The 23,939-nt window shown below is 60.1% G+C and carries 24 protein-coding genes and 1 riboswitch; of the genes, 12 read left to right on the forward strand and 12 right to left on the reverse strand.

The features are described from left to right. The 3 genes from ACQKKX_RS08060 to ACQKKX_RS08070 all read right to left on the reverse strand — a co-directional run bounded on the left by ACQKKX_RS08060 (nt 1) and on the right by ACQKKX_RS08070 (nt 3,629). Entirely contained in the window at nt 1–1,827 is a 1,827-nt protein-coding gene (locus tag ACQKKX_RS08060; protein ID WP_427570123.1) for an ABC transporter permease, read from the reverse strand. A gap of 348 nt (nt 1,828–2,175) precedes the next feature. Beyond that, nucleotides 2,176–3,144, reverse strand: coding sequence for an isoaspartyl peptidase/L-asparaginase family protein (locus tag ACQKKX_RS08065; protein WP_427570035.1), 969 nt, complete (start codon nt 3,142–3,144; stop codon nt 2,176–2,178). Between the two features lie 83 nt (nt 3,145–3,227). Continuing rightward, nucleotides 3,228–3,629: a hypothetical protein gene (locus ACQKKX_RS08070; protein ID WP_427570036.1), complete on the reverse strand. Its 402-nt coding sequence runs from the start codon at nt 3,627–3,629 to the stop codon at nt 3,228–3,230. A 211-nt stretch (nt 3,630–3,840) separates the two neighbouring features. Here ACQKKX_RS08070 and ACQKKX_RS08075 point away from each other — a divergent pair, with 211 nt between their 5' ends. After that, the gene (locus tag ACQKKX_RS08075; protein ID WP_427570038.1) at nt 3,841–4,665 is read left to right on the forward strand and encodes a DUF1206 domain-containing protein; all 825 of its coding nucleotides are present in this window, start codon (nt 3,841–3,843) and stop codon (nt 4,663–4,665) included. 12 nt (nt 4,666–4,677) lie between these two features. On the opposite strand, the gene ACQKKX_RS08080 is transcribed toward ACQKKX_RS08075, so the two are convergent. The 5 genes from ACQKKX_RS08080 to coxB are packed head-to-tail and all read right to left on the reverse strand — an operon-like array spanning nt 4,678 to nt 10,292. After that, a complete protein-coding gene (locus ACQKKX_RS08080; RefSeq protein ID WP_427570039.1) occupies nt 4,678–5,730 on the reverse strand; it encodes a c-type cytochrome in 1,053 nt (350 codons plus the stop codon). After that, nucleotides 5,727–6,371 (reverse strand): cytochrome c oxidase assembly protein, encoded by a 645-nt coding sequence (locus tag ACQKKX_RS08085; RefSeq protein ID WP_427570040.1) that lies wholly within the window; start codon nt 6,369–6,371, stop codon nt 5,727–5,729. The genes ACQKKX_RS08080 and ACQKKX_RS08085 overlap by 4 nt, the downstream gene beginning before the upstream one ends. Further along, entirely contained in the window at nt 6,368–6,751 is a 384-nt protein-coding gene (locus ACQKKX_RS08090; RefSeq protein WP_427570042.1) for a hypothetical protein, read from the reverse strand. The genes ACQKKX_RS08085 and ACQKKX_RS08090 overlap by 4 nt, the downstream gene beginning before the upstream one ends. Beyond that, nucleotides 6,748–9,261: a cytochrome c oxidase subunit I gene (gene ctaD, locus ACQKKX_RS08095; protein ID WP_427570043.1), complete on the reverse strand. Its 2,514-nt coding sequence runs from the start codon at nt 9,259–9,261 to the stop codon at nt 6,748–6,750. The genes ACQKKX_RS08090 and ctaD overlap by 4 nt, the downstream gene beginning before the upstream one ends. Further along, nucleotides 9,261–10,292 (reverse strand): cytochrome c oxidase subunit II, encoded by a 1,032-nt coding sequence (coxB, locus tag ACQKKX_RS08100; protein WP_427570045.1) that lies wholly within the window; start codon nt 10,290–10,292, stop codon nt 9,261–9,263. Before coxB ends, ctaD begins: the two co-directional genes overlap by 1 nt. Before the next feature lie 475 nt (nt 10,293–10,767). Here coxB and ACQKKX_RS08105 point away from each other — a divergent pair, with 475 nt between their 5' ends. From ACQKKX_RS08105 to ACQKKX_RS08115, 3 genes are all read left to right on the forward strand, one after another. After that, nucleotides 10,768–11,637 carry a helix-turn-helix domain-containing protein gene (locus ACQKKX_RS08105; RefSeq protein WP_427570046.1) on the forward strand — a complete coding sequence of 290 codons (870 nt, stop codon included), beginning with the start codon at nt 10,768–10,770 and terminating at the stop codon, nt 11,635–11,637. A 280-nt stretch (nt 11,638–11,917) separates the two neighbouring features. After that, nucleotides 11,918–12,754 (forward strand): alpha/beta fold hydrolase, encoded by an 837-nt coding sequence (locus tag ACQKKX_RS08110; protein ID WP_427570125.1) that lies wholly within the window; start codon nt 11,918–11,920, stop codon nt 12,752–12,754. Between the two features lie 391 nt (nt 12,755–13,145). Further along, a complete protein-coding gene (locus tag ACQKKX_RS08115; protein ID WP_427570047.1) occupies nt 13,146–13,550 on the forward strand; it encodes a PAS domain-containing protein in 405 nt (134 codons plus the stop codon). A 38-nt stretch (nt 13,551–13,588) separates the two neighbouring features. Here ACQKKX_RS08115 and ACQKKX_RS08120 read toward each other — a convergent pair whose 3' ends face one another. Further along, nucleotides 13,589–13,891, reverse strand: coding sequence for an ArsR/SmtB family transcription factor (locus tag ACQKKX_RS08120; protein ID WP_427570048.1), 303 nt, complete (start codon nt 13,889–13,891; stop codon nt 13,589–13,591). Between the two features lie 203 nt (nt 13,892–14,094). Next, on the reverse strand, nt 14,095–16,401 hold the full coding sequence (locus ACQKKX_RS08125; RefSeq protein ID WP_427570049.1) for a putative bifunctional diguanylate cyclase/phosphodiesterase: 2,307 nt from the start codon (nt 16,399–16,401) through the stop codon (nt 14,095–14,097). A gap of 204 nt (nt 16,402–16,605) precedes the next feature. Further along, nucleotides 16,606–16,708, forward strand: a riboswitch (TPP riboswitch). A gap of 137 nt (nt 16,709–16,845) precedes the next feature. On the opposite strand from ACQKKX_RS08125, the gene ACQKKX_RS08130 reads away from it, so the two are divergent. The 8 genes from ACQKKX_RS08130 to ACQKKX_RS08165 are packed head-to-tail and all read left to right on the forward strand — an operon-like array spanning nt 16,846 to nt 23,311. After that, complete coding sequence (locus ACQKKX_RS08130; protein ID WP_427570050.1) at nt 16,846–17,610, forward strand: ABC transporter permease; 765 nt, start codon at nt 16,846–16,848, stop codon at nt 17,608–17,610. Nucleotides 17,611–17,626: 16 nt separating this feature from the next. Then, on the forward strand, nt 17,627–18,571 hold the full coding sequence (locus tag ACQKKX_RS08135) for an ABC transporter substrate-binding protein (protein WP_427570051.1): 945 nt from the start codon (nt 17,627–17,629) through the stop codon (nt 18,569–18,571). A 2-nt stretch (nt 18,572–18,573) separates the two neighbouring features. Then, nucleotides 18,574–19,311: a hydroxyethylthiazole kinase gene (locus ACQKKX_RS08140; protein ID WP_427570053.1), complete on the forward strand. Its 738-nt coding sequence runs from the start codon at nt 18,574–18,576 to the stop codon at nt 19,309–19,311. Further along, on the forward strand, nt 19,301–19,960 hold the full coding sequence (thiE, locus tag ACQKKX_RS08145) for a thiamine phosphate synthase (protein ID WP_427570054.1): 660 nt from the start codon (nt 19,301–19,303) through the stop codon (nt 19,958–19,960). Before ACQKKX_RS08140 ends, thiE begins: the two co-directional genes overlap by 11 nt. Next, complete coding sequence (thiD, locus tag ACQKKX_RS08150; protein WP_427570055.1) at nt 19,957–20,757, forward strand: bifunctional hydroxymethylpyrimidine kinase/phosphomethylpyrimidine kinase; 801 nt, start codon at nt 19,957–19,959, stop codon at nt 20,755–20,757. The genes thiE and thiD overlap by 4 nt, the downstream gene beginning before the upstream one ends. After that, on the forward strand, nt 20,754–21,605 hold the full coding sequence (locus tag ACQKKX_RS08155) for an ABC transporter permease (protein WP_427570056.1): 852 nt from the start codon (nt 20,754–20,756) through the stop codon (nt 21,603–21,605). Before thiD ends, ACQKKX_RS08155 begins: the two co-directional genes overlap by 4 nt. Next, nucleotides 21,602–22,306 carry an ABC transporter ATP-binding protein gene (locus tag ACQKKX_RS08160; protein ID WP_427570057.1) on the forward strand — a complete coding sequence of 235 codons (705 nt, stop codon included), beginning with the start codon at nt 21,602–21,604 and terminating at the stop codon, nt 22,304–22,306. The genes ACQKKX_RS08155 and ACQKKX_RS08160 overlap by 4 nt, the downstream gene beginning before the upstream one ends. Nucleotides 22,307–22,354: 48 nt before the next feature. Further along, nucleotides 22,355–23,311: an aliphatic sulfonate ABC transporter substrate-binding protein gene (locus tag ACQKKX_RS08165; RefSeq protein WP_427570058.1), complete on the forward strand. Its 957-nt coding sequence runs from the start codon at nt 22,355–22,357 to the stop codon at nt 23,309–23,311. Between the two features lie 225 nt (nt 23,312–23,536). Here ACQKKX_RS08165 and ACQKKX_RS08170 read toward each other — a convergent pair whose 3' ends face one another. Both ACQKKX_RS08170 and ACQKKX_RS08175 read right to left on the reverse strand, forming a co-directional pair. Further along, nucleotides 23,537–23,752, reverse strand: a complete 216-nt coding sequence (locus ACQKKX_RS08170) for an FAD-linked oxidase C-terminal domain-containing protein (protein WP_427570059.1) — start codon at nt 23,750–23,752, stop codon at nt 23,537–23,539. After that, nucleotides 23,728–23,937, reverse strand: coding sequence for an FAD-linked oxidase C-terminal domain-containing protein (locus tag ACQKKX_RS08175; protein WP_427570127.1), 210 nt, complete (start codon nt 23,935–23,937; stop codon nt 23,728–23,730). The genes ACQKKX_RS08170 and ACQKKX_RS08175 overlap by 25 nt, the downstream gene beginning before the upstream one ends. Nucleotides 23,938–23,939 lie beyond the last annotated feature (2 nt).

Below are 23,939 nucleotides of genomic sequence, written 5' to 3' on the forward strand. Positions count from 1 at the left end.
TCAGCTCTCCAGTCCCCTGGCGATGCCATTGCCGGTCAGACGGTTGATGAGAATGGTGCCGAACAACGCAAGAAGTGCGATCATCAGCACGACGGCATTGGCGGCCTGGGTGTAGTTGTAATCGACAAGACGCAGCGAGTAGGTCGTCAGTACGTCTGTCGCCGGCACGGCGAGGATGATGAACAGGCTGACACCCTTGATGCCGGAGATGAACGGCAGCAGGATCGCGCTCGCCAATGCCCGCTTCTGGATCGGCAGGACAATACTCGTCATGCGCCTCCACCACCCGGCACCGGCGACGCGCGCGGCTTCTTCCGGTTCCTTTCCAAGCTGCGCCATCGCCGCGATGCCGGAGCGCGACGCAAACGGCATCTGGTCGGCGACCAGCGCCAGGATCAGAATGATCGACGTGCCATAGAGGGCCGGCAGCGGGCCGCGCGGCACGGCGAAGAGGGTCAGCATCGCGGCTGCAAAGGCAATACCCGGGACCAGATAGGGCATGAAGGTGATCTGGCGCAGGAAGGCGCCAAGCGCCGCAAACGGGCTGCGGATCACTACATAGCCGACCAGCAGGCCGAGAATGCCCGATGCAAGCGAGGCCGCGCCGATGATCACCAGCGTGTTGAGACCCGCGCTCCAGAATTCGGGCGTCAGCAGAATGCCGCTGCGCAGCGCCACCGTGTCGAGGTTCGAGCCGATCCAGTAATCGAAGGTGAAATTTTCCGGTGTGAAGCGACCGGGCACCCGCATGATCGTCGACAGGAACAGGGTCACGAGCGGAACGACCACGCCGAGCACAAAAAAGGACAACGCAAAGCCGATGGCAGCGATCTGCCAGCGGCCGAGCGTTCGACGACGATCCATTGCCCCCTTGCCGCCGACGATGGCGAAGCGGCGCGCCTCGCGCATCATTCGCGTGTCGATATAAAGCGTCACCACGCCGATCGCCATGATGACCGCAGCCATCACCGCCGCCATGCCGCTCTGCCGGGTGGAGATCGCACGGTAAAGCGAGGTGGAAAGCGTATCGAAACCCACCGGCAGACCGAGCACATAGGGCACGGCGAATTCGCCGATGCAGTCGGCCAGGATCAGGAGGCCGCATGAGAGCAGCGCCGGACGCATCAGCGGCAGAACGATCTGGAAGGCAACCCTGCGGCGACTGGCGCCAAGGATGCGGGCGGAATCCTCCAGCTGGGCATCGAGCCGCTGCAGGGCAGCGCCCAGGATCAGGATGACGAAGGGCGCGTAGTGCAGGGACAGGATGATGATAATCGGGAACCGGCCATAGGCCATCCAGTCGGGCGTAACAAAACCCAGCATCTCCAGCCAGCCGGGCTGGCCGCCGACGGTGCGGTTCTTGAAAATCGTCGTCCAGGCAAGCGCCAGCGTCCAGGTCGGCAGCATGAAGGGAATGATCAGCGCGGTCGCCAGCCAGCGGCGGCCGACAAGATCGGTACGATTGACGAGCCAGGCCAGAACGCCGCCGACCGTCATCGACAGGATGATCGCGCCGACCGCAATCGATGCTGTATTCAAAAGCGGCTGCCAGAGCAGGATCCCGGACATCCGCGAAGCGAACGCACGGGTAACGTAATAGAGCGTGAACGCCCCTTCCGGTGCCCGGCTACGAGCAGCATCGCCGATCTGAACGATCGCGACGTTGGCGAGAATGGAGATGACTGGTGCGAGGATGAGAAAAGCGAACAGCAGCGCCAGGGCCAGGCCAATGGCGATCACCGGCTCGCGACGCCCCACGGCCAAATCATGACGCAGCTTTGCGAGCCCCATCCCGCGGCCGTTTCGCGCCATCCCCGTACCAATCATTCCCGACATCGCCGCCCTTTCTCGTCCAGCGCCGCGGACCATAGTCGGGGTGAGTGACAGGGAAGTGACAGAATGCACATATGTGCATTCAAATCGCAGCGGCTTACTGCGTCTTGACACCTATGGTCGGCGATTTTTTACACTCATGTGCAACCGCAGTGAGACGATGACGTCCGGCTTTCCACGCATGTTCCCGGCGAACCAGCCCGCCAGCGTCATCACGGCCGGAAAACGGCAGGCTCCCGCGCTCCAAGGTTTGGGCCTAGCGCAGCCCGCTGACAAAAGAAACGGCTCCCCTTTCGCGGGAGAGACCGGCCCGCAGTTGCGAGGACGATCCGCTGAATACCGTTAGAGGTCCATGGCGTGTTGTTCTGAGGGCTCGAAGACTTCGCCGTGCGTCGCCACGAAGAACTTACCCTCAGGCGTCACCCAACCGCGGAACATGCCGTCAGTGTTATACGGGGCTGCAACGGATCCGTCAGCACCGACGGCTACTAGCCCTGCCCCAACGCCATAGGGCTTCAGGTCCGCCAGAATGACTTGCGAAGCGGCTTGCTCCACAGTCTCGCCGAGGTATTTCACCCGGCTTGCCACTTCATGGCCAACTGCGTAGCGCATGAAATATTCGCCCTTGCCTGTTCCTGAGACGGCGCAAACGCCATCGCGAGCATAGGTGCCGGCGCCGATGATGGGCGTATCGCCGATGCGGCCGACGGGCTTGTTATTGTATCCTCCGGTCGAGGTCGCCGCCGCGAGGTGTCCTTCCTGGTCGAGGGCGACTGCACCGACGGTGCCGTGTTTTTCCGCTTCACTCGCCTTCGCCGCCGTGCCTGCCGCGACATGTGCCTTCATCGAAGCCAGCGCCCTCACGCGCCGCTCGGTGGTAAAGTGATCCGGCTCGACCATTTCCAGCCCGGCTGATCTCGCGAAAGCGTCTGCCGCGTCACCGCCCAGGAGGATCGCATCACTCTCCTCCATGATCTTTCTGGCTGCCTTGATCGGGTTGCGAATCCGCCGCACCAGCGTCACACCGCCGGCCGCGAGCGTGCGACCATCCATGATCGCAGCATCCAGCTCGTGCTGACCGTCGGTGTTTAGCGCTGCTCCGTAACCGGCATTGAAGTGCGGACTGTCTTCCATGACGACGACCGAGGCTTGTACCGCATCGACAGCTGAGCCGCCCGCCGTGAGCACATCCCAGCCAGCCTTCAGAGCCCGGCCGAGATCCACCCGGGCTGCCTCCCATTCAGCTTGACTGAGGTCGAGCTTCGCCATCACGCCACATCCGCCATGAATTGCCAGTGCCATCTTCGTCATCGTGCCGTCCTGTGCTCGTAGAGAAAAGGCCGGGCGGGGAGCCCGGCCAACCTCCTGCGATTGCTATTTCGCAGGCCGAATGTTCATGGCCAGCGTATCTTCGTCGGACGCGGGACGATCGTAATCGCCTTCGTCATTCCCGAGGCCGAAACGATCGAGGCGATCGTCAGATTGGGGCGGTCGGTTGCCACTAGGGCGTTGGCTTCCTTCAGAAACTGCTTGCGCTTGCCGGCATCCATTTCCACGGCAGCCGCTTCGATCAGCTTGTCCATCGTCGGGTTGGAATAACCGCGAACGTTGAAGGCGCCGAGCTTGGTGGCCGGGGTGTTGGTGTGCACCAGAGACGACAGCGTATAATTTGCCTCCCCCGTGAGCGTGCCCCAGCCGGACATGGGCAGCGAGTAGTCGCCGCGCGTGTTGGCGGGGAAGTAGACGGCGCCGGGCTGCGCATTGGCTTCCACCTGGATGCCGATGGCGGTAAGCATCTGAGATTGTCGGAGCGGCGGCGGCCAGAAGTTTCACGGTCCTAATTCTCTCGTGCTTCGTTCGCACGGAAGCATAGGCTGCGCAACCCTTGGGGATTAGGAGCGGCATCGTGATAGGACCTATGGCATCGGCGCATGAATGTGCCGTTCACCGCCGAGACAACCTTCCCGTCGCTTGCGCGTTGTCGTGCAAATCTCAGATTCGCGGAGCATGACAGTGTCGACAACACCTCGTTTTGAATGGCTCGCCAAAGCCGGATACACGGCGCGCGGCGTCGTCTTTTTGTTGATCGCGGGCCTCGCCCTGTTTTCAGGTGTTGCCGGTGGCAAACCGGAAACCAAATCGGCAATTTCAACGCTTCTGGACCAACCTTTTGGCCGTATCTGGGTGGGCTTGATCGGTCTTGGACTGCTTGGTTTCGTGGCATGGCGCCTTGCTCAGGCACTTGCCGACAGTGACGGTCATGGCAGGGATGCGAAGGGCGTGCTGATCCGCGCCGCTTTCCTGGGAAGCGCTACGACATATGTTGGTGTGGCCGGTTATGCACTCGGCCACGCTATGAACATGGGTGGCGGCAGCGAAGGTTCAGGTGAGCGTGGCCTCGCGCAGTGGATCATGTCGCAGCCATTCGGATCCTATCTGGCAATCGCGGTCGGACTTGGCTTTATCATCGGCGGCGGGGTGACGGCGTCCAAGGGCGTGATGCGCAAGTTCGAGAAATATGTGCGCATCCCTGATCGAAAAGGCATACTGACGACGATCAGCATCTATGGCCTCGTTGCGCGCGGCGTGGTGTTTGCCGTTACCGGCATTCTGTTTGCCTATGCGGGTTTCAGGGTCGATCCGAGCGAAGCGGGGAGCATGTCCGACGCGCTCGACTGGTTACGCCAGTTACCGCTCGGATCGGTGATCTACGTCGTGATCGCCGTCGGGCTGGCGGCATTCGGTGTCTATAACCTGATCGAGGCACGCTATCGAACCGTCCGCGGACCGACGAGACAGGATGTCGAGCGCGCGATACCGTTCCGGAACTGATTGCGGTCGGCCCTATCTCCGGCTGAAATAGGCCGATAGCGCATCGATATCATCCGGTGTCAAACCCTTTGCCGCATCGACCATCAGGTGCCCATAGGGTGAACCACCCCGGGTTCCGGCTTGAAACAACGTGAGTTGCTGGCGCAGATAGGCAGAATTCTGGCCGGATAGTTTTGGATAGGCCGGATTGGCGCCGGCCTTGTCGTGGCAACTGAGGCAGGCCGGCACCTTGTCCGTAACCCGCCCGACCTCGGCCAGCATCTTACCTTTTTCCATCAGCGCGGTGTCTTGAGCCGTAGTCTGTCGAGTGGCTGGTGCTTGGCCGGCGTAATAGGCTGCGAGTTCCGGCAGGCTCTGCGTAGGCAATGTGCCGACTGCCACCTGCATGATGCCGCTTGGCCGCTCATTGGCGGTATATGCCTTCAGGGCATTTAGAAGATAGGTTTTCGACTGGCCCGCAAGCCTGGGAATATAGCTCCCGTCATTCAGCTTGCTTTCCGCGTGGCAGCTATCGCAGGTGACCGGCAGGGGCGACACTTCGCCGGCATGGCCAATGCCCTGCAGACCGGACGCCTTGATATAGTCCTCGGCATTCATCTCTGGCAGCTTTTTGAGAAAAGCGACCATCGACCATACTTCATCGTCGCGTGACTGTGTCGGCCAAGCCGGCATGCCGGTGAAACGCACGCCGTGCTTGACGATTTCGAACAGTTCGCCGTCGGACCATTCAGGCACAACCGTCTTGAGGTCAGGCGGCGGCGGCAACATGGCCATCACCGAATCCGGTCGCCCTTGTGCGGGCGAGCCATGACAGATGGCGCAGCCGGTTTCAAAATGGCCGGCGGCCGCCGGTATCAGGGCGGGGTCGGTGAGCGGCGGCGCTTTATCGGTCGCAATTGCGCGCAAGGAAACGGAATTGCGCATCACCCAATGCAGGAACCAGTCGGTAATCGCCCAGTGACCGGTGGACGCGCGCACGCCCATCAGACCGGACCAGCCGAATGCGAGGCCAAGAAGCGGCGCCAGGATAGCGACTACGATGAGGTGCTTCCAGCGGATGGTCATTCGCCTCTCCTTCTCGACACTGCGGAGAGGCCGGTATTGAGCGTCGTGGCCAGCAGTGAAACGCCACCGGCCAGGTAAACCGCCGCTCCCACCAGCAGCATGATGACGCCACCGGCCTGCTGATCGACGACCGGGCTGAGCGGAATGCCGAAACAGGTCACCTCGGCGGAACCGTAAAGCGCGCGTGGCGACAGGGCGAGCAGCGCCCCGAGAAGCGTCATATGCATGGAAGTGAACAGCAGGCCGACGGCCCCGGCCATGCGCCGCCCCTCCCTGCCCGCTTCAAGTCCGCCGAGACAGGACAGCCAGAGGGTCAGGCCGGCCAAGAGAAAGGTTATCTGCTCAAGCCCGGCCACAAGCCCGGAATTTTCCGAAAGCGCCCGCAAGACCGGAATATGCCACGCCCAGACCGCAACGAGTTCGATGATGGAGGCCAAGATCGGCGAGAACCATGGCCATCGTGCCGGAAGGTCGAAACGCGAGCCCGACAGGCCGACGGCCAGCAATGGCGCGGCACAGGCCACGACACCCATATGGACGATCATATGAATGGTGAAGGAAGACCGGTCCGCGAAGGGCAGCACGACGCCCCACAAGATTGCGAGCACGATCAAGGCAACGAAGACTGTCGTTCGCTTCATCGCTGGCACTCCGCAATGAAGATCAGCGGGATCGCGACGTAAACGACGGCGACGAAGCTGAGGCCGGACAGAAGAAGCGTTGCAAAGCCCTGGAAAAGGGTGCGGTCCTTGCGCGTCGGCTCATCATGGGGCGGATCGCCGGAACCGAAACCCCATTGCCGCCATGCGAGGTAAGCCGAGAGCACGATAACGGCAAGCGCGACGATGGTGAAGCCGCCCAGCGCCAGCCGCACCGTGTCGAAGCTGAAATCGAACGTGGCGGCCTTGGCGCAATAGACGGCGACGGCCGTGTAACAGCCGACAAAATGGATCGCCCATACGGTCGGAGCGGTGAAGAGGGTCCAGAGGCTCTCCACCTCGCGCGGGATAAAGCTCTTCATGCGCTCACCATCGGGAAAAGGCCGAGGACGGCGAAGGTGACGACGGCCGTGAAGGCCATGAAATGCCAGTAGAGCGTGACGTTGCGGATATCCTGATCATAATCCGCCGTCATGCGACCGGCGAAACTGCGGGCCAGACAATAGGCCAGCATGACAATGCCCACCGCACCGTGAACGACCGTCCATAGCGCGATCACCCAGACTGTGGCGGGGTAGACATTCGAGGTAGGATCCATGCCATGGACGTAAGGTCCCGCAAGCCCTGCGAGGCAGGCGGCGACGGTGAAGAGAATGCCGGCGCCGAGCGCGATGCGACATCTGGCCGGTCCTCTTTCATTCAGCGTGCGCGCCGCGATGGTCGAAAGCCATGCGATGACGAAGAGGACGAGCGCGACCATCGGCCAGAACGCACCCGGACCTGTGGCACCGGCGGTAAAATCGTCATGTACCGTCCAGTAGAAGAAATAGCCGAAGATCAGGCTGGCAAAGGCGGTCCCATCACCAACCATGGTGATGAACATGGCCCACCAGCCGACCGAAGCCGGCCCAGAGACATAGACGGGCAGCATCTGCCCGAGGCCGACATCGACCTCGTCCGCTTCGGGTTTCTGTGCCGTGCCGGTCCATAGCCACCAGATGATGGCGATGAAGGTGATGACGGCGCAGATGATCGTCGGTACCCACCAATGGAATGTCAGCGCAATGAACACGCCGCCGAGCGCCAGCGCCGAGATCATCGGAATATAGGAGACGCCGCCGACCCGGAGGCACTGGATCGGTTCGGCATCGAGCACCGATGTGACCAATGTCTCGCGTTTGCCGGATTTGGCATCCGGGAGATAAAAGCGTCCCGCCTTGATATCCGCCTGCAGGTTCTCCTGTTCCCAAAGCGGGTAGCGGCTGGTGATGATCGGCACCGAGCGCATGCCCCAGCTCTCGTCCGGATCGTTGGTCCATTCCAGCGTGCCGGCATTCCAGGGATTGAGGTTGCGCGTCTCAGACTTGGGTTTCGGCCGGAAAATATCGATGACGAAGGTCAAAACACCGGCCGCGAAGATGAAGGCACCAATCGTCGAGACGAGATTGAACAGGTCCCAGCCGAACTCTTCGGGGTAGGTAAAGACACGGCGGGGCATGCCGCGAAGACCGGAAAAATGCATGGGGAAGAATGCGACGTTGAAGCCGACAAACATCAGCCAGAAGGCAAGCTTGCCCCAGGCATCGGAAAGCTTCTTTCCGGTCACGAAAGGGAAATAATAATAGATGCCCGCCACGATCGGGAAGAACATGCCGCCGATCAGCACGTAATGCAGGTGGGCGACGATGAAATAGGTATCATGGGCCTGCCAGTCGAAGGGGGCGAGCGCCACCATGACGCCGGTCAGCCCACCGATGGTGAAGATTGCCAGGCCGCCTGCCCCGAACAGCATTGGCACCGAAAAGATGACACGACCCGCCAGCATTGTCGCGATAAAAACAAAGATCTGCACGCCGGTCGGGATCGCCACCGCTTCCGATGCGGCGGAGAAGAAGGCGAGCGAAATCTGCGGCAGGCCGGTTGTGAACATGTGGTGCACCCACAGGCCGAAACTGAGAAAGCCGGTTCCGACCGCCGCCAGCACGATCCATGAATAACCGACGATCGGCCGTTGCGAGAAGGTCGGCACAATCATCGCCATCAGGGCGATGGCGGGCAGGAAGATGATGTAGACTTCGGGGTGGCCAAAAATCCAGAACAGGTGCTGCCACAGAAGCGGATCGCCGCCGCGCGAGACGTCGAAGAACGGCCAGTCGAACATCCGCTCCATTTCGAACAGGATGTCGCCGGCGATCAGCGGCGGGAAGGCGAACAGGATCATCCCGGCAACGATCAGCAGATACCAGGCGAACATGGGCATCATGTTGATGCGCATGCCCGGCGCGCGGCATTTCATGATACCAACGATGATCTCGACGGCAGCTGCGATCGACGCCACCTCGATGAAGGAAAGGCCGAGCAGCCAGATATCGGCACCAATGCCGGCATATTCCTTGTCGGTGGCAAGCGGCGGATACATGAACCAGCCGGCATTGGGTGCAGCGTTGAAGAAAATCGAGCCGCAGACAAAGATGCCGCCGAGCAGAAAGCTCCAGAAACCGAAGGCGGAAAGACGCGGAAAGGGCAGTTCGCGTGCGCCAAGCATCGAGGGCAGCAGAAAGATGGCCACGGCCTCGAAGATCGGCACGGCAAACAGGAACATCATCACCGTGCCATGCAGCGTAAAGGCCTGATTGTAGAGTTCGGCAGAGATGAGGTCGTTGTTGGGGGTGGCGAGCTGGGCCCGCATGAGAAGCCCGAGCGCGCCAGCAAACAGCATGAAGGCAAAGGCGGTGACCCCGTACCACAGGCCGATCTCGCTATTGTTGACCGAGGTCCAGTAACGCCAGCCGCCCGGCGTCTTCCAAACCTTGCGCAAACGCTCTTCCTGCGCTGCCTGCTCCTCAGCCGAAAAATTGCCGAGCTCCACCATCACCTGAGCTCCTTCAGAAATGCTGCAATTTTCTTGATGTCATTTTCGGGAAGCATGTCGAAATGCGGCATCTTCACCCCGGGCTTGACCTCACCGGGCTGAGCGATGAAGCGCGCAATATCTTCCGTTGTATGCGGCAAGGTGCCGGCAGCCAGCGTGTCGCGCTCACCGAAAGCTGTCAGGTCCGGGCCGATGCGGCCATTGGCGGCCGTGCCGGAAATCGCGTGACAGGCGCCACAGCCATTGTTGAGAAAGACGGCCAGCCCTTCGGCATCCTGCGGAGCGGAAGCACGCCGCTCGGCAAGCCAGGCTTCATGTTCCGCGGGCGCGACCGCACGGACGGTGAAAGCCATCAGCGCGTGGGACTCGCCGCAGAATTCGGCGCAGACACCGCGATAGGTCCCTTCCCTGTCGGCCGTAAGCGTCAAGGGATTGGTGCGGCCGGGGATCATGTCCATCTTGCCACCGAGTGACGGCACCCAGAAGGAATGAATAACGTCTGCTGCCTTGAGCGAGAAATGCGCCGGTTCGCCGACGGGAATACGCACCTCGTTTGCCGTCTCGAACATCACGCTGCCTGCTTCATCAAGATAGCGCACCCGCCACCAGAACTGTTCGCCGGTCACTTCGATACGGCGCACCTGCTGATCATCAGGCACCCATGGACGGATCGCCGGCATCAGCCACATGCCATAGGAAAGAAGTGCACAGAGGATAACCGTCGGAATGATCGCGCCGCCCCACAGGATGACGCGACCCGCGCCCTGTTCACTATGCTGATGCTTTTTGCGAGCGGCATAAATCAGGACCGCGACCACCCCGACCCAGATAAACGCGCCGCCGACCAGCATGACGTAAAACAACTGAGCGACCTTGGCCGCTTCTGGCCCTGCAGGATCAAGCGTGGAATGGCTGCCGGAGCAGGAACTGAGGAGACAGGTAGAAAGGACGAGTGCAATCGGACAAAGCGGTATCGGAAATCGCCTATTTCGGGTTGGCCGACAGAGGTCGGTCAATCGCTCATCCGTCATCTATGTCAGCACCCCGCACGTGCGCGAATGTCCATTCGCGCTTGTTCATTCGGAGTTAAACTCGCAAGTCAGCGAACGGTTCCCCAAAGAATGATGGATAGAGCACCCGGCTCGCCGCAAACAGCTTTTCTGGTGGATCGACCTCCAACAAAGCTGCGTCATCGATGTACGTTTGGGACGTAAGAATCGCCGGTTGCCCGGTCCGTCATTCTTTCCCAAGGTTTACTCGAGCCCACTTTTAGCGAGCGGATTTGCCGCCGCTTTGACACCGCAAGCTGAGAACGTATTTCTGCCCATCCAATTTTCGGTTACGGCAGTTGCCGAATGACGATGCCGCACCCCAGCCCGGACGTTGATCCGTAAAATCGGCACTTTCCCTGCGCGATGCGAATGATATGAATCGATCGCCTTCGCCACTTATCACGTCGAACAGAAAGCTGATTTTGTGACCACTGTGCCCGTGAGCAATCAAAGCATGGAGTATTTTCGCGCCAGACAACAGGATGTCGTGATCGCTCCCGTGTTCGGCAAATCGGAAATTTCGATGGCAAGGCTGTCCTGTATGACGCCCGGGCATGGAGTCATTGATCCGCCGGTCCATGAAGACGCGTTTTTTCTCGCCTTCAATCTTCTTGATTACGATGGCGATCTTTGGGTCGATGGCAGGAGAGTGCAGACCAAGCGCTCAAGGAGCGGCAATTTCACCATCTATGACCACCGGCGGATGTGGCTGGCGGATATGAGGTCGTCGTTTGATGGTCTCGGTTTTCACATCCCTCGCGCTGCGTTGACAGCATTCGAGGAGGACCTTGGCGGCAAGCATATCGACACACTGCACGCAGTTCCCGGCCAGGATATCGAGGATGATATCGTTCGGGGACTGGTGCGCGTCTGCCTCCCGGTTCTGAGCGATCCCCACCATGCGACGCGCCTGTTCCAGGACCACGTGGCCGCTCTTCTCACGTTCCACCTGTGCGCGACCTATGGCAATACGAGCATACGAAGGCCGGTCCAAGGCGCCCTCGCCCCCTGGCAAAGGAAGCGCGCGTTGGAGATGCTGGAAGCCGATCTTGCTGCCGATCTACCCCTGGCTACCGTTGCCGCAGCCTGCGGCCTGTCCCAGGGATACTTCACAAGAGCATTCAGGCTATCGACGGGCCATCCGCCTTATCGCTGGGTGATCCTGAAACGGGTAGAAAGAGCCAAAGAGCTTCTCCGATCGACCGATATCGCGATCACCGAAGTCGCTTTTCTCTGCGGTTTTTGTGACCAGGCCCATTTGACCCGGATGTTCGTCGCTAAGGTCGGCATGACGCCCGCCCAATGGCGCCGGGCTTTGCGTTAGCACATATGCCTGCGATTCTACGTTTGTAACATCCAAAACGCATTCGCTGGATCCAAGAAATAAATTGCGGCGATCAACATAACACTGCGGCACCCGAGCTTTGCAAACCGTAAGGCTCAGATCGCAGGGCTCGAAAATGACTGAAACTCTTCTGCACCTGACCCGGCGCACCGCACTGCTCAGCGGAGCCGCCGCCGCAGTTTGCGCAAACCTCCCGACCGTGTTCGGATCGGCAGCATTTGCTGCATCCCCCAAGCATTTCACCAAAGGAGACAGAACCATGGCCTATGTCACCACCAAGGACGGCGTCGAAATCTTCTACAAGGACTGGGGTCCGAAAGACGCGCAGCCGATCGTCTTTCACCACGGCTGGCCGTTGTCGTCGGACGATTGGGACGCTCAGATGCTGTTCTTCCTGCAGAACGGCTATCGCGTCGTCGCCCATGACCGCCGCGGCCATGGTCGCTCGGCCCAGGTGGCGGAAGGTCATGACATGGATCATTACGCCGCCGATGCGTTTGCAGTCGCCGAACATCTCGACCTCAAGAATGCCGTTCATATCGGGCACTCCACGGGTGGCGGCGAAGTCGCCCGTTATGTCGCAAAGCATGGTCAGCCTGCCGGCCGCGTCGCCAAGGCTGTTCTCGTCTCCGCCGTTCCGCCACTGATGCTGAAGACCGAAGCGAACCCGGAAGGCCTGCCGATGGAAGTGTTCGATGGCTTCCGCTCGGCGCTCGCCGCCAACCGCGCGCAATTCTTCCGCGATGTTCCGGCCGGTCCGTTCTACGGTTTCAACCGTGACGGCGCCACGGTGTCCGAAGGCGTGATCCAGAACTGGTGGCGTCAGGGCATGATGGGCGGCGCCAAGGCTCATTATGACGGTATCAAGGCCTTTTCCGAAACCGACCAGACGGAAGACCTGAAGGCGATCAGCGTTCCCACCCTGGTGCTGCACGGCGAAGACGACCAGATCGTTCCGATCGCCGATTCCGCACACAAGTCCATCAAGCTCCTCAGGAACGGCACGCTGAAAACCTATCCGGGTTTCTCGCACGGCATGCTCACCGTCAACGCCGACGTGCTGAACGCGGACCTGCTGGCCTTCGTCAGGAGCTGAAGTTCAGGAGCAGACGACCGTCGCAATGGATTGCGACGGTCACTCAAGATCAAGGTCGTGGGCGGGATCGGGCCGGTGAAAGATACTTATCGCCTCAGGCTGCGACATCTGGTGCCGCCACCTAATAGCCACGCTGTGCAACCTACTGCTGCGGCAAACCCATGGTCGACAAGCCGAGTTCTTCAGACTGCTTTGCAGTGAGAAGCACAATCCCGCGGGATGTCAGCTCACGGATCTAGGCGTCCTTGGTCTCGAACCTTCGCTTACTTCCACACTGTGAGCGTAGAGCGGGCATCGCGGCTCCATCCTCCCCATCCGGACTGCTACCGCAGATACTTGCGTTGTTTTCCCTTAGCGCTAATATTGCCTCCAACCAGTCGCGGAGCTAACGGTGAGGAATATCGGCACGACCTTTCATGCAGAGGTAGAGGAAGCGGTGTTGCCGGAAATCGGCTTCTTCACATGGGATATCTCGGACAACACGTTATATGCGGATGGTGCCCTGGCCGCCTTATTTGGTCTCGATCCTGCAGATACCGCGGATGGGCTACCGATCGAGGCCTATCTGAAGCGAGTTCATGTCGAAGATCGATCGCGGCTTGCGAAGACCATAAGAGACAGTATTGTCGCCGACAGGCCGCAGCAGGAAACCTACCGTGTCTGCAACTCACATGGCCAGTACACGCTCGTAACGGGATACGGCCGCGGTTTTCGCAATCGCACCGGCGACACCGTCAGATATGTCGGAGTTGTAATTCCCGCCTTGGGAAATAGCGAACCCGTCCGTTTCCAATAGCATTCCATGCGCCTGTCGGCCGCCCACTGAACGACGTATCAGACATCAGGATGCGCATCATCGTCGCGGTACAGGCCTTCCAATGTTTTCAACATAGCGCATACGCCGGGGTGCTTGGTCGAATAGTAAATCGACTGCGCTTCACGCCGTTTCGTTACGAAATCGCCCGCCCACAGCTTGGCCAGATGCTGCGAAAGCGCTGAAGGGCTCAGCCCCACCCGTAACGCCAGGTCACCGACAGCCGTCTCTTGACTGGAGATGATCTGCAAAATTTGCAGACGTTTTTCGTTCGCCAAGGCATCTAGCAGCCTCGCGCGATCATGAAATTCAGACTCGTCCACGGGATAGGCCTTGAAAAGCTGCCAGCACAGTGAAAGCTTACAGCCTTCACACGGCGGTGGAAAGGGGTTTTGCGTACTCCAAAAATAATCCTACCAGCACAGCTGGGATACGCAACCGCTGCACGTGGTAGCGCCCTTGCCATCTAACTGGAATGGCTTGGGAGCAATCAAGGCGTCGAGATCGATTGCGCCACTCCCAATTGTCAGGCTGCGTCCTGCCATCCATCCCACTGTCTTAGATCATGATCTGCAACAGGCTTGCTGAACAAGTAGCCTTGGAGTTCCCCGCAGCCTGTGCGACGGAGGATGGTCGCCTGCTCCTCGGTTTCGACGCCTTCCGCCGTCACGTTCATGCCTAGACCCGAGGCAATGTCCTGAATAGCTTGTACAATCACCTTGCAGTCATTCCTGTTTGCGATCTCCATCACGAACGATCGATCGATCTTAATCTTGTTGAACGGGAACTGTCTCAGATACCCCAGGGAAGAATAGCCCGTTCCGAAATCGTCAAGCGCAACCCGAACGCCGAGCGCCCGGATTCGACGGAGGATGTCGATAGCCGCCGCAACGTCATCGATCAAAAGACTTTCCGTGACCTCCACCTCTAGCCGTTCCGGCGCCAGGCCTGACGCAAGCAGGGTCGCCAGAATTCGGTCGGGTAGATCGCGATCGCGAAACTGAACGGCAGACAGATTGACGGCCACGCGGCGGTTCGCCGGCCACGATGCGGCAGTTCGGCATGCCTCCTGGAGTATCCAGTCGCCGACGGAAACGATCAGTCCCGTAGCTTCTGCCAGCGGTATAAACTCCACCGGCGAGATCACTCCAAGGCTAGGATGATGCCATCTGACCAGCGCTTCGCAACCGGTGACCGCCCCTGAAGCCGCATCAACAAAAGGCTGATACAGGAGCCGTAACTCCCCTCGGTGCGTGGCGAGGCGCAGGTCGTGGGCCAGGCGATTGCGTGCTTGAAGCTGGAGATCCATCGCAGGTTCGAAAAACCTGAACGTTCCGCGACCATCTCGCTTGGCCCTATATAAGGCGGCATCCACGTTCTTGAGAAGCTCTGTTGCCGTCGCGCCGTGGTTCGGCGCCAAGGCTATTCCAATACTGGCGCCGACCGAGAGTTCGAAGCCCTTGATTTCCACTGGTGTCGCGACCGCGCCAAGGATCCAACGGCAGTTTTCTTCCAGTCGCTCATGGTCGACATCGAAAGACAATACCATGAACTCATCGCCGCCGATCCGCGCCACCAAGCCTTTCGATCCGCCAGCGCTCGAGATTTGCTTTGAAATTTGCATGAGAAAGGCATCGCCGATCGGATGGCCGTACGTGTCGTTGATCGGCTTGAAGCCGTCCAAGTCTATGCTCAGTAGCGCGAACGGCTTGCCCGAGCGACACGCCTCTTCAAGCGCCCCCGAGAACTGGGTTCGATTTGGAAGTTGAGTAAGGCCATCGTGCAGCGCGAGGTGACGGATCTGTCGCTCTGCTTGCTTGGCGGAAGTCACATCCGACATCACGCCTCGGTGTCCGACAATTGCACCGAGCTCGTTGGTCACTGCCCTACCGGAGACGGAAAACCATCGAGGCACGCCATCCACCACCAATGATACGACATGATCACGGAACGACTTTCCAGCATTGATGTGATCGATCAGTGTCGCAACGCCTGTTGACGCCACCGCGCCTTCGGCATTCCGGAAAAGCGCCTCGAGCGGAAGCGACACCATTTCGCCCTGAGATCGACCGAACGCAGCAGCAAACTGCGGTGATGGTGACATGATGGCGATCAGCTCGTCGGTCTGCCAAAGCCAGTCGCTCGATTGCTCCTCGTGATCGCGCAGGAGAAGCCCGATGACTTCGTTCTGCTTTTCCAAAGCGATTTGCTGAAGGACCGACTGAGAGAAGGTTTTTGAATGCTGTTTGATCAGGGCGTAAGCGCTGCCAACGCCGATGACGAAAAGACAGAGCAGGATTATGTTGTCGAGGGTAGGACCCCTCAACACCATGGCAATTCCCGTGACGACCAACTGCGTCGTCATGAAAGATGCGGAAGACCGAAGGACAGGCGCGTGAACAAAACTTGCTGACCAGAAAGTTCCCAGACAAAGGGACAGCATGAAAGCGAACGCAAGCCCATCCTCCTCCATGATGATCCAACTTGGAAAGCTCATCATGACCGAGGCGGATATTACGCACCAAACCGCGTAAGGCCTGAGTTGTTTTTCCGACAGGGGCCGTGGAGGTCGGCCGGCTGCGCGGCGCGCGATGCGTATCCGCACAGCCGTCATGATCAGGGCCAGGACCAACCAAGTGATCGACTGGGCGCTGTAGGAATCGTAGAAGAATAGGGTCGAGACGGCGGCAGCAACAGAAAATGCGATCAGGCCGCGGCTGATATTCTGTTCGACAGCATGGACCTGCAGCCCCCGCAGATAGTCACCATCATTACCAGGCCCGATGAGGGGGACCGATGGAGTTCCTGCGTCGGTTTGGACATCACGTATCATGTTGGGAACCCCCTGCGGGCGAACCTTCTAGGACTTGAGTAAAGAAGCAGTTAGAGAGTGTGGTAAACACACTGGACGCCGCCGCGGGTACGCTAGCGTACCCTCCCTTTGCGCATTGCGCAGCGTCCAGGGTCCTATGCCTTATGGTGTTCAAACGGACCGAACCTCCGTGATTGACAACTCCAGGTCCGAGGTCCAGATTGACGCCATTCCGAGGGGAGCACCGAACGGTGCTGAGATGGCGGTGAGCCGGACCCTTGAACCTGATCCGGGTCATACCGGCGTAGGAACGGAAACGGCGCTTTCGTGCACCTCTTTCTTATTCTCCGCTCGCCTGGATCTCCATGATATCGCTGTCAGGAGATCAAACCATGCCTACCGCTTTCAAGGGTTTCCAAGCCACGAGATCCGTATGGCTCGACAGCTCCACGTCGATGCGCTGACATGCAGTTTCGACCCACGTCCTTGGGGCTTTTTCTGCTGCTGCTGATCTGGTCGGCAGCGGTGGAGCTGTTTGCTCCACCGCGTTATCTGTTGCCATCGCCGCTTGCAGTCGTCCACGCGCTGGTGCGCCAGAGCGCTTTCCTCACTCATCATACGCTGATCACGCTTGGCGAAATTTTAGCGGGCCTGTTTTTCGGCAGCGTCTTCGGAGCGGCGGTGGCATTTCTTTCAGTGGCACTGCCGCGCACCGGCAGGCTCCTCTGGCCAATGATCCTTGTGCTGCAGACCTTTCCCGTTTTCGTGCTCGCGCCGCTCCTGGTACTGTGGCTGGGTTTTGGCGTAGCCTCGAAGGTGGCGATGACGACCGTCGTCATCTTCTTTCCGGTGGCCTCTGCATTTGCCGATGGTCTGAGGCGCACCGAACCCGTGCTTCTGGAGGCGGCGGCGCTGACGGCTGCAACCCCGTGGCAGGTACTGGTTCGGCTGAGGGTCCCCCTTGCTTTACCCGCACTGGTGTCGGGCCTGCGCGTCGCCGTGCCGCTGGCGCCCCTTGGGGCCATCATCGGCGAATGGGTTGGGGCTTCGGCCGGGCTGGGCTTCGTTATGGTCCAAGCCAATGCCCGGATGCAGACCGATACCGTTTTTGCCGCCATGGCCATTCTCGCCGTGACAAGCATCGGCCTGCGGCTGGCCTTCGATCGGCTCACGCTGGGACATCCCCACTGGGCGCGGGAAGACGAGCAGAAAACACCGTTTTCATCCTGAGGAGAGACGAGAACCAATGAGACGAACCCTGCTGGCAATTGGCATTGCCATTATCACAAGCTTTCATGCGAACGGCGCGCATGCCGCTGACAAGCTGACCGTCATGCTCGAATGGTTCGTGAACCCGGATCATGCGCCGCTCGTCATCGCCGCGCAAAACGGCTATTTCGACGCCGCTGGACTTGACGTCGAACTGGTGCCGCCAGCCGATCCATCGTCGGTTCCGCGTCTCGTCGCGGTTGGTCAGGCGGATATCGGCATTCACTACCAGCCGAACCTCTATCTCGACCACGCAGCCGGCCTGCCGCTCAAACGCGTCGGCACGTTGGTCGAAACACCGCTTAACACCGTCACGGTACTGGCCAATGGCCCGATCCGCAGCCTGAAAGATCTGCGCGGCAAGAAGATCGGCTTTTCCGTCAGCGGTTTTGAAGACGCGATGCTGAAACGCATGCTGGAGGGCGAAGGCCTAAGCCTTGAGGATGTCGAGCTGATCAATGTCAATTTTGCGCTGTCGCCATCGCTGATCGGCGGCAAGGTCGATGCCACGCTTGGCGGCTTCCGCAATTTCGAACTGACACAGATGCGCCTCGAAGGCCATGAAGGTCGTTCTTTCTTTCCCGAGGAACACGGCGTCCCCGTGTATGACGAACTTATTTTCGTCACCCGTGATGCCCTGGTGGCGGATCCGCGCCTACCGCGTTTTCTCGAAGCCGTCGAGAAGGCCGCCATTTTCCTGACAAATCACCCGGAAGAGTCCTGGAAACTCTTTGTGGCAGCCTATCCAAATCTCGACGACGCCCTCAACCGTCAGGCCTTCACCGATACCCTGCCACGCTTCGCAAAGCGGCCGGCAGCACTCGATCGCGGTCGATACCAGCGTTTTGGCGAATTCATACAGACAAGCGGGCTGATCGAAAAAGCGCCGCCGGTCGCAGACATCGCATTGGAGGTTCGGTGACCATGGCACGGACATACCCGACAGCAGAGCAGGCCGCCGATCTTCTGGACCGTGTGCGCGAAAAGCGTCCGCGCGTGCATTGCCTGATGAATACGGTGGTACAGAAATTCACCGCTGACGGCATAACGGTGATCGGCGCAATCCCGTCAATGACGTCCTCATCGGACGAGATCGCCGATTTCGTATCGAAGGCGGATGTGTTGACCATCAATCTTGGCACGCTCGACGCCGAGCGTCGCAATGTCATCGAACGAGCGGTCGATATCGCCAATGATGCTGGAAAACCATGGATTCTCGATCCCGTCCATTGTGACTATTCCCCTTCCCGACTGGAGTTTGCAAGAACGCTGATCGCCCGCCGGCCGAAGGTGGTTCGCGGCAACAGAGCCGAAATGGCCCTGATCGGAAGCCTCGGAGATATCGTCAGCATCGAGACCGGCGCGACAGACCGGATCACGGACGGCGGACGTACCGTCACCGTGCGCAACGGCCATTGCTGGATGGCGCAGGTCACCGGCACCGGCTGCCTTTCCGGCGGGGTAATTGCCGCCTTCCTCGCCGCCGAGCTGGATGCTCTAGCCGCTGCGACGGCAGCACTGGCGGCAACCGGACTGGCGGCCGAACAGGCCGCCGCATGTGCGCGCGGCCCCGGCAGTTTTGGCGTGGCTTTTCTGGATACGCTCTCGGCGCTCGCGCCTGAAGCACTGCGTGAGGGGGCAAGGATAGACCATGACGATTGATTACCGACTGAACCCGATCGTCGATGCCGGCCTTGCCGATATTGGCGACCTTGCGGAACTGGCCGTTCTGGCCGCCAAAAACGGCGCAACGCTCATTCAGTACCGAGACAAGAATGGCACGACGGGCGAGATGATCAAGCGCGCCAAAGCCGTGCGCACGGCGATCGATGGCACAGGGGTGCCGCTGGTGGTGAATGATCGCGTCGATGTTGCATTGGCAGCAGGCGCCCATGGTGTGCATCTGGGTGCAGACGACATGGACGCAGCGACCGCGCGCCGGCTGCTCGGTCCGGCGGCGATCATCGGCCTTACTGTCAAGACACCTGCCGATGCGATAAGGGTTGGCCAGGCGCATGCCAGTTATGCCTGCATCGGCGGCGTGTTCGAGACGCTGTCGAAGCGCAATCCCGATGCACCGGTCGGCTTGGATGGCTTCCGGCAATTGCGGGCGCAACTGCGCGCTGCCGATCCCGGCCTTCCTGTCGGCGCCATTGCCGGCATCGGTTTGCCGCAGGTTCCTGAAGTGATCGCGGCCGGTGCCGATGGTGTCGCGGTCATTTCAGCGATCTTTCGCGCCGCCGACATCGCCGCCACTTGCCGTGAATTTCGACGCATGATCGATATCGCCTTGGAGGGACCCCGGTCATGACAGCAACTGCCATGACGATTGCAGGCTCCGACAGCGGCGGCGGTGCCGGCATCCAGGCCGACATCAAGACGTTCTCGGCGCTCGGTGTCTACGCCACCAGCGTGATCACTGCGGTGACCGCGCAGAATACTCTTGGCGTCACAGCGGTAGAGGATATCTCGCCGGACGCAATCCGTGCACAGTTTAAGGCGGTGATTGACGACATTACCGTGCACGCGATCAAGATCGGAATGGTATCGCGCAGCGAGACGATCGTTGCGATTGCTCAGGAACTTGCCATCTACAAGGGACCGGTCGTCCTCGATCCCGTGATGGTCGCGACATCGGGGGACCGGTTGTTGCGCGAAGATGCGATCGAGGCATTGATCACCGGACTTGTGCCGAAGGCAGCGATCGTGACACCCAACCTGCCGGAAGCAGCCCTCCTGACCGGTACACCAATCGCCGAGACGCAGGTCGAGATGGTCCGTCAGGCGGAAATCATCCTGAGCGCCGGCGCATCTGCAGTGCTGATCAAGGGCGGCCATGCCGGCGGTGGTGATAGCGTCGATCTTCTGGTCGATCATACCGGCGTGACGGAGTTTGCGACACCCCGCATCAATACGAAGAACGACCATGGCACAGGCTGCACGCTTGCCGCGGCGGTGACAGCCGGCATGGCCAAGGGGCAACCGATTGATCAGGCGGTGCAGAATGCCAAGCATTATATCCAGCGGGCCCTCGTTGCGGGGAAGGACTTGGCCATCGGCCACGGTCACGGACCGGTTCATCATTTTCACCAGTGGTGGCCTGCATGACTTCAAGCGACAACCGAACGACTGTCCCTGCCCCTGCCCACGTGACAAACACGGATGAGGGCGCGGCAACCAAGCGATCCGGCAGCAGCAGGCTAGCCAACATCGTCAGGCGGCTTATCTCGCCGCTTGCCATTGTCGCGCTCTGGCAACTTGCCAGCACGACCGGGCTGCTGTCGCCGCGCATCCTTGCCGGACCCGGCGATATAATCTCCACTGCGGGACGCCTCATTGCATCGGGCGAGTTGATCAGCGGCCTCATCGTCTCTTTCCTGCGTGTGCTCGCCGGCTTTTCGATCGCACTTGTGCTTGGCATCCTACTTGCCCTGATCTCGGGCCTGTCGCGGCTGGGCGAAACCATCATTGATCCGCCGATCCAGATGATGAAGGCCATGCCCTTCCTCGGGCTTCTACCGCTATTCATCCTGTGGTTCGGCATCGGCGAAGCGCCCAAGATCGGGCTTGTAGCCTTCGGGGCCACCTTCCCGATTTACCTCACCCTGCATGGCGGTATCCGCAGCATAGACAAGAAGCTGATCGAAGCGGGGCAGACAATGCAACTGTGTACGCTCGGCATCGTCCGCCATATCATCATTCCCGGCGCCCTGCCTTCGCTTCTCGTCGGTGTGCGTTATGGCTTGAGCGTCGCGTGGCTAAGCCTCGTCGTCGGTGAGCAGATCAATGCTTCCAGCGGAATCGGCCATATCATCACCTATGCCCGCGATTTCCTGCAGACCGACGTTATCGTCGTCTGCCTCCTCGTCTACGCGATCATGGGTCTGCTGACCGATGGTCTCGTGCGCGCGATCGAAGCCTATGCGTTGCGCTGGCGCCCGCAGGTCATCGCATGAGCAATCTTGTTGATATCCGCAAACTATACCGCTCGTTCGGCGGCCCGGCCGTCCTCGACGGCCTCGACCTGACGATAGCAGCCGGTGAATTCGTGGCCCTGCTCGGCCGCAGCGGTTCGGGGAAGTCCACTCTGCTGCGTGTTCTGGCCGGCCTGGACACCGCCCCGGCGCAAAAGCTGAAGCTGCCCACCCGCCGTTCGGTGGTTTTCCAGGAGCCCCGACTTCTGCCCTGGAAAAGCGTCATCGAAAATGTCGCCCTTGGTGTGCGCAACCCGGATGCAGGATCGCTGGCCAAACAGGCTTTGACAGATGTCGGCCTATCGCACCGTCTCGATGCCTGGCCGCTGACGCTATCCGGCGGCGAGGCGCAACGCACCGCGCTCGCGCGGGGCTTGGTGCGCGAACCCGAGCTGCTGTTGCTGGACGAACCCTTTGCCGCGCTCGACGCCCTCACCCGACTGCGCATGCACGACCTCGTGTTCGAACTCTGGCGCAAGCATCACCCGGCTGTCCTGCTCGTTACCCACGACGTTTGGGAGGCAGTGGCCCTTGCCGACCGGATCCTGGTTCTCGATCAGGGACGTTTTATCCGGGAGAGCCGCGTCGATATCGATCATCCGCGCCGTCGCGACGATCCCAGAACCGCCCGTCTCGAAGCCGAACTCCTCACGGAACTTGGCGTCGAACCGCTCCATGCCTGAACTTTTGCTTGCCTTAACCTCTTGACGGAATGCAGATTGGACCGATCGATGATCACCGAACGTAGTCTCCTTGTCACTGCGGCGCTCGTCGCCGCTGCGCTCACCTTCGCCCCTTGGGTTCACGCCGCCGACGACGTCGTGCGGATCGGTTGGCTGCGCGGCCCCAACGACATCACGCTTGCCAAGTCCCGTGGCACGCTGGAAAAGGCGCTCTCCGAAAAGGGTATCAAGGTGGAATGGGCAGGTCCCTTCCCCGCCGCCGCACCTGCATTCGAGGCTCTCAATGCCGGCAGTATCGACATTACGGCCGGCAGCTCCACATCGGCGATCGCAGCCCTTGCAGCCAAGATCCCGCTAGTGGTCTTCGCCTATCAGAAGATGTCGCCCGGTTCAGAGGGCATCGTCGTCAGGAAGGGAGGCGGCATCACCTCCATCAAGGATCTCGCCGGCAAGAAGGTCGCCGTCAATCGCGGCGGCACCGGTGAATACCTGCTGCTGCAGGGGCTCGCAACCAACGGCGTCGATCCGAAAAGCGTCGAGCGCGTTTATCTCAGCCCCAGCGACAGCGGCCCGAGCTTTGCCCAAGGCCATGTCGACGCCTGGGCGACCTGGGATCCCTTCCTGACGATCGCGGAAAAGGCGTATGACGGCGAGGTCGTCGCCGATGGCGCCGCCATCCAGTCCGACAATGCCGTGGTGCTGGTCGCGAGCCGCGATTTCGCCAAGGGCAAGGCCGATCAGTTGCAGCTCGTTTTCGATGTCATCAAGTCGGAAAATGCGTGGGCCATTGCCAACAAGGCAGAGGCCGGTGCCATCTGGGCCAAGGAGATGAAAATCCCTGCAGATCTCGGCCCCAAGATCGGTGAGAACAACGCCGTTCCGACCGCGGCCGTTTCAGAGGCTGATGTGAGGCAGATTGGTGCGGTTGCCGAATGGTACGCCAAGAGTGGTGTCATTCCAGGTCGACCGGATGTTGCCGCTGGTGTTGTCTCATTGAAACAGTGACCACGTTCATTGGCAGTCGAAAAGCGTTGCTGCCGGATACGAAGAAAAACAGCGGGCCGCGAATACAATTTCATGGTCCTGATTGGAATTGAACCAGCGACCCGCTTTTCATCGTAAATGAATGACAGTAGGCGTTGGAAGACCTGTGTAAACAGACGGAAATTCGAAGTCGCCTCTCGAGCTGCCTTTTGGTGCTTCACGTGTCGGCTGCATAGGAACGAGCGATCAGCTGACTTGATCTTGCTCACTCAGAACACAACCCGGGTTCCTTATGCCGTGCGGATCGAATGCGCGTTTCAGTCGCTGCATTGACTGGTGCCCGGTTTGGTCGGTTCGCGTTCTTAATTCATCGATCGACTCGCGACCAATACCGTGTTCTGCACTGAAGCTCCCGCCCAGCACATCCGCACATTCGTTCACGATGGTACGGATGGCGAGCATCGTGCCGGCCGGATCATCGAAAATGCCCCAGTCCCGATGGCTGAACCGAAGTGCACGTTGCCATCTCCCATGTGGCTGACGACAACGAGCCGAGCCGCTGGAAAGCGTGTACGCACTGCGGCAGACGCGGCTGTCAAAAACCGTGGTACAGCCGACACGGGAATGGAAATGTCGGCGGACAGCAGGG

The sequence above is a fragment of the Neorhizobium sp. NPDC001467 genome (assembly GCF_050275975.1).
Lineage (GTDB): Bacteria > Pseudomonadota > Alphaproteobacteria > Rhizobiales > Rhizobiaceae > Neorhizobium.

Bases quoted from the DNA above. Each gene is read 5' to 3' on its own strand.
- ACQKKX_RS08060 (WP_427570123.1), bottom strand. From the start codon at position 1,827: ATGATTGGTACGGGGATGGCGCGAAACGGCCGCGGGATGGGGCTCGCA.
- ACQKKX_RS08065 (WP_427570035.1), bottom strand. From the start codon at position 3,144: ATGACGAAGATGGCACTGGCAATTCATGGCGGATGTGGCGTGATGGCG.
- ACQKKX_RS08070 (WP_427570036.1), bottom strand. From the start codon at position 3,629: ATGCTTACCGCCATCGGCATCCAGGTGGAAGCCAATGCGCAGCCCGGC.
- ACQKKX_RS08075 (WP_427570038.1), top strand. From the start codon at position 3,841: ATGACAGTGTCGACAACACCTCGTTTTGAATGGCTCGCCAAAGCCGGA.
- ACQKKX_RS08080 (WP_427570039.1), bottom strand. From the start codon at position 5,730: ATGACCATCCGCTGGAAGCACCTCATCGTAGTCGCTATCCTGGCGCCG.
- ACQKKX_RS08085 (WP_427570040.1), bottom strand. From the start codon at position 6,371: ATGAAGCGAACGACAGTCTTCGTTGCCTTGATCGTGCTCGCAATCTTG.
- ACQKKX_RS08090 (WP_427570042.1), bottom strand. From the start codon at position 6,751: ATGAAGAGCTTTATCCCGCGCGAGGTGGAGAGCCTCTGGACCCTCTTC.
- ctaD (WP_427570043.1), bottom strand. From the start codon at position 9,261: ATGGTGGAGCTCGGCAATTTTTCGGCTGAGGAGCAGGCAGCGCAGGAA.
- coxB (WP_427570045.1), bottom strand. From the start codon at position 10,292: ATGACGGATGAGCGATTGACCGACCTCTGTCGGCCAACCCGAAATAGG.
- ACQKKX_RS08105 (WP_427570046.1), top strand. From the start codon at position 10,768: ATGGAGTATTTTCGCGCCAGACAACAGGATGTCGTGATCGCTCCCGTG.
- ACQKKX_RS08110 (WP_427570125.1), top strand. From the start codon at position 11,918: ATGGCCTATGTCACCACCAAGGACGGCGTCGAAATCTTCTACAAGGAC.
- ACQKKX_RS08125 (WP_427570049.1), bottom strand. From the start codon at position 16,401: ATGATACGTGATGTCCAAACCGACGCAGGAACTCCATCGGTCCCCCTC.
- ACQKKX_RS08130 (WP_427570050.1), top strand. From the start codon at position 16,846: ATGCAGTTTCGACCCACGTCCTTGGGGCTTTTTCTGCTGCTGCTGATC.
- ACQKKX_RS08135 (WP_427570051.1), top strand. From the start codon at position 17,627: ATGAGACGAACCCTGCTGGCAATTGGCATTGCCATTATCACAAGCTTT.
- ACQKKX_RS08140 (WP_427570053.1), top strand. From the start codon at position 18,574: ATGGCACGGACATACCCGACAGCAGAGCAGGCCGCCGATCTTCTGGAC.
- thiE (WP_427570054.1), top strand. From the start codon at position 19,301: ATGACGATTGATTACCGACTGAACCCGATCGTCGATGCCGGCCTTGCC.
- thiD (WP_427570055.1), top strand. From the start codon at position 19,957: ATGACAGCAACTGCCATGACGATTGCAGGCTCCGACAGCGGCGGCGGT.
- ACQKKX_RS08155 (WP_427570056.1), top strand. From the start codon at position 20,754: ATGACTTCAAGCGACAACCGAACGACTGTCCCTGCCCCTGCCCACGTG.
- ACQKKX_RS08160 (WP_427570057.1), top strand. From the start codon at position 21,602: ATGAGCAATCTTGTTGATATCCGCAAACTATACCGCTCGTTCGGCGGC.
- ACQKKX_RS08165 (WP_427570058.1), top strand. From the start codon at position 22,355: ATGATCACCGAACGTAGTCTCCTTGTCACTGCGGCGCTCGTCGCCGCT.
- ACQKKX_RS08170 (WP_427570059.1), bottom strand. From the start codon at position 23,752: ATGCTCGCCATCCGTACCATCGTGAACGAATGTGCGGATGTGCTGGGC.